Origin of the sequence: Pricia sp. (genome assembly GCF_041745955.1) — a bacterium.
Classification (GTDB): Bacteria; Bacteroidota; Bacteroidia; order Flavobacteriales; family Flavobacteriaceae; genus Pricia.
In genome coordinates this window covers 1-3,805 of sequence record NZ_JBGTHY010000282.1, presented here as the reverse complement: position 1 = coordinate 3,805, position 3,805 = coordinate 1, and the positions used below count along the sequence as shown (strand labels likewise).

4 protein-coding genes are annotated in these 3,805 nt (G+C 46.9%); 1 reads left to right on the top strand and 3 read right to left on the bottom strand.

Features of this window, described 5'->3' with window-relative positions; all coding sequences use genetic code 11:
• On the bottom strand, positions 1-1,199 hold a 1,199-nt coding region (gene hutH / locus ACEW8S_RS10445; protein WP_373518096.1), incomplete at its 3' end, for a histidine ammonia-lyase.
• A 90-nt stretch (positions 1,200-1,289) separates the two neighbouring features.
• Between hutH and ACEW8S_RS10440 the strand changes: the two genes are divergently transcribed.
• A complete protein-coding gene (locus tag ACEW8S_RS10440; protein ID WP_373518095.1) occupies positions 1,290-1,844 on the top strand; it encodes a nitroreductase in 555 nt (184 codons plus the stop codon).
• Here the strand turns inward: ACEW8S_RS10440 and ACEW8S_RS10435 are convergent, their stop codons facing one another.
• A complete protein-coding gene (locus ACEW8S_RS10435) occupies positions 1,845-2,360 on the bottom strand; it encodes a DUF456 domain-containing protein (protein WP_373518094.1) in 516 nt (171 codons plus the stop codon). It lies immediately after the preceding gene.
• Between the two features lie 49 nt (positions 2,361-2,409).
• On the bottom strand, positions 2,410-3,805 hold a 1,396-nt coding region (locus tag ACEW8S_RS10430; protein ID WP_373518093.1), incomplete at its 5' end, for a DEAD/DEAH box helicase.

The window sequence follows — 3,805 nt, the reverse complement described above, 5'->3', positions numbered from 1 at the left end:
CCTTTGTTCTCACTGGCCAAAGCGGCCGTGGTGTACTGCAAAATCATATAGCCGGAGTTGATTCCCGTATCGTCCATCAATAATTTTGGTACTCCGGGGCTATTGCCTTCCAAGGCCAGATAAACACGTCTATCCGAGATATTCCCGATTTCGGAAGCGGCCAAACAGACATAATCCAAGGCCATAGCCAAGGGCTGCCCATGGAAGTTGCCTCCACTAATAGTTAATTCCCCATTGATGATAACGGGATTGTCCGTTACCGAATTTAACTCAATTTCAAGTAACTCTTTCAGGTGCAGCCAAGCATTTCGCGATGCCCCATGCACTTGGGGGATACAGCGCAGCGAATACGGATCTTGCACCCGTTCGCAATCGATATGGTCTTCCAGTATCTCCGAACCTTTTAGCAACCTTTTGATCCGTTTGGCCACATGTATGTTTCCTTTAAAAGGGCGCAAGGCATGAAGTTCATTGTAAAAAGGCTTGACCGAACCTTGAAGGCCTTCGATCATCATGGCACCGATAACATCGGCTTGCGATAGACAGTTGTGCAATCTTTCGACTACTTTGACCGCATGCGCTGCTATAAATTGGGTGCCGTTGATCAAGGCCAAACCTTCCTTTGGGCCCAATTCCAAAGAGGGTAATCCCGTTTTCTCGAAAAAGGCCGATGTCGGGATTATTTTGCCTTGATATTCGACTTTTCCCAATCCGATTAACGGGAGAAATAAATGGGCCAACGGTGCAAGATCTCCCGATGCACCTACGGAACCTTGTGACGGAACTACGGGAACCGCATCGTTTTCAATATGCCAGAGTATCCTTTTTAAGGTAGTTTCGGCAATACCCGAATAGCCTTTTGCCAAAGAATGCACCTTTAAAACAAGCATCAGTTTTGCTATCTCGGTCGGTATGGGGTCTCCTATTCCCACACTATGACTTTTCAGGATGTTGGATTGCAATGTCTTTGTTTCCTCCTTCGAAATACTGGTGGTACATAGTGGTCCGAAGCCCGTATTGATTCCATAGACCGGATGACCTTGTTCGACGATGTCGGCTACGATCTTATGGCTGGCGTTTATTTTTGTTCTAGATGCTTTTAAAAGTTTTCCGGAAGTCTCGCCCCTGCCAATCGCCAAAGCGATACCGGCGGTAAGATGATCTTCCCCGAAATTAAAGTTTTTGGGCACTGATCTCATCAAGCTATGAATTTGAGTAGTTTAAAAGTATTCATTCCATTCGAGAATAGCGAAGGGAATGTTTTAACTTTATGGATTAATAGTGTTGTTATGATCTTCGACTTGATAAAAAAGAGACGCTCCGTCTTTCCTGCACAATACAATGACCGACCCATTGCCAAATCCGATATCGAAAAGATTCTGGAGGCCGCGAACTGGGCACCGACCCACAAGAAGACCGAACCTTGGCGGTTTAAGGTCCTGATGGGCGAATCAAAGGAAAAATTAGGACTTTTTCTATCCTACAAATATTTGGAGACCGAAACCCGTCCCAAACAGGTGAAGACCAAGAAGCTCATCGAAAACCCGAAAAGGGCGGGGGCGATAATTGCTATCTGCATGCAGCGCGACCCATTGGAAAGCTTGCCTGATTGGGAAGAGGTCGCCGCCACCGCCATGGCCGTACAGAACATGTGGCTCTGTTGTACCGAAATGGGCATAGGCTGCTATTGGAGCTCCCCGGGACTCATCAAGTACATGGGAGAGTTTTTCGAGCTAAACGATGGAGAGGTCTGTTTGGGCTTCTTTTATATGGGGCATTATGATGGGGAAGTTGATCAGCAAACGCGAAGACCAATAGGGGAGAAGGTGGATTGGATGGAGTAGTTAGTCCAAAAACGGAAACAACCCCGCCCGATACTCCCACGCCTTTGCAATAAAAAATCCCAAAAATACCACGGCAACCAGGAATTTTAAAAAAGTTCCGGTCAAAAAGCCCATAAAAGATCCGAAGGCGGCCTTTAAGGCTGTTTTTTGGTCCGCTTTGTTGATGAGTTCCCCGACCAAGGCACCGACAAAGGGCCAAACAATAATCCCGAAGATACCCAGCACCGGAAAGACCAACGACACCAACAACCCGATAGTCGTGCCGACCATGCCAGCCCTACTGCCCCCGAATTTCTTGGTGCCCATTGCGGGAATGATATAATCGAGCGCCAATACTACAACGGCTACCACGGCGGTAATGCCCAAAAACGTCCAGTTCTGGGGTACCGCCTTGGTAAGATGCAACAGCAAAAGCCCCACCCAGCTTATTGGCGGTCCGGGGAGTACGGGAAGGAAGCTGCCGAGTATGCCGACGAGCATGAGAATAAATCCCAAAATAAGTAAAGCGATGTCCATCTCTTCGAATTTCTTGTTGGACTAAGGTACGGTGAAATTGTTACCGCCCTCAAAAATCCATTTTAAACGTAATCGAAACCTCGCCCGTCTCTTTGTTTACGTTTACTTTGGGCTTACCATTGTCTGCGATATCGTTGCCGGTGCTCATTTTGTAGATACCGGTCAAGAACTCCATGCCCTTGGTCATGACCTCTTCCATCTGTGCGAAGTTGGGTTCCGGTTTTTTCGGGTCGTCCGTTGCGGATGCCGTTGCTTGTGTAGCCGATTTTTCCGATCCGTTTTTAGTGTAATTTTCGGAATCCTCTTCCGCGACCATTTCTTGAAGGTCCTCGGTTTCCTGATTTTCAAGAATCTGGTCTTCTTCGGTGCCGGTCGTAAAATCGTTACCGCTGATGGCCTCTTCGAGCTGTTTGATAAACTGGGATTTCCCTTTTTCCGAAAAATCGACCTCATCGGTCAGACTACTCGAATTCAATACACCCTCAAAAAGGTTTTGCTTCAACAGCAGCCCCGTGGCGATCTTCATTTCTATGGAACCATAGGAAAGTAGATTGAATACGTGCAGTTTTTGTTTTTTCTGCCCGATGCGATCGATGCGGCCGATACGCTGGTTCTTTTTGGCGGGATTCCACGGAAGTTCAAAATTGATGACCGTATCGGCTACTTGAAGGTTGAGTCCCGCCCCGCCGGATTCGCTGGAAAGAAAGACCTTGCATTCGACGTTGTCCTCGAACTCCTTGATAATGGCACCGCGTTTTTTTACCGGCACTTTTCCCGTAAGGGTCGTAAAGGTGATGCTCTCCTTTTTGAGCATATCGCCGATCAGTTGCAGCATCGTAACCCATTCCGAAAAGATGATGATCTTTCTGTTGGCGTTTTTAATATCCAATTTGTCTATAAGGATGTCTTGCAGCTCGACCATTTTTGGTGAGATATGCGTTTCCTTATCGATCAAATAGGTGGAATCGCAGACCATACGCATATTGGTCAGCAGGTGCATCAGCTTTTGCCAATCATAAGTGGTCTTGAACTTTTTACGAAGGATGGCCCCGATACCGCCCGCAAAGCTGTTGTGCAGCCCTGCCTGTTCTTGTGAAAGTTTTACATAGATATCTTTTTGGATAACGTTGGGCAATTGGTCGAAAACTTCTTTCTTTTCCCTGCGGATAAGGATGGATTCTAGCCGCACTTTCAGATTTTGAAGATTGTAGTATCCGCTGATCTTGTTCTTGTGGTTGCTATCGAAAATGCAGTGCTGATATGAAAATTCCCACTGGGGCGTTAGAAAATCCTGATCTAGAAATTGGACGATGGAATACAGGTCCAACAACTTGTTTTCCAAGGGTGTGCCGGTAATCACCAAAGCGTGTGTTTTGCGGATGGCCTTTACGGCGTTCGCCGTTTGCGTTTCGTAATTTTTGATTTTTTGCGCCTCGTCCAAAATG

Bases quoted from the DNA above. Each gene is read 5' to 3' on its own strand.
- ACEW8S_RS10435 (WP_373518094.1), bottom strand. From the start codon at position 2,360: ATGGACATCGCTTTACTTATTTTGGGATTTATTCTCATGCTCGTCGGC.
- ACEW8S_RS10440 (WP_373518095.1), top strand. From the start codon at position 1,290: ATGATCTTCGACTTGATAAAAAAGAGACGCTCCGTCTTTCCTGCACAA.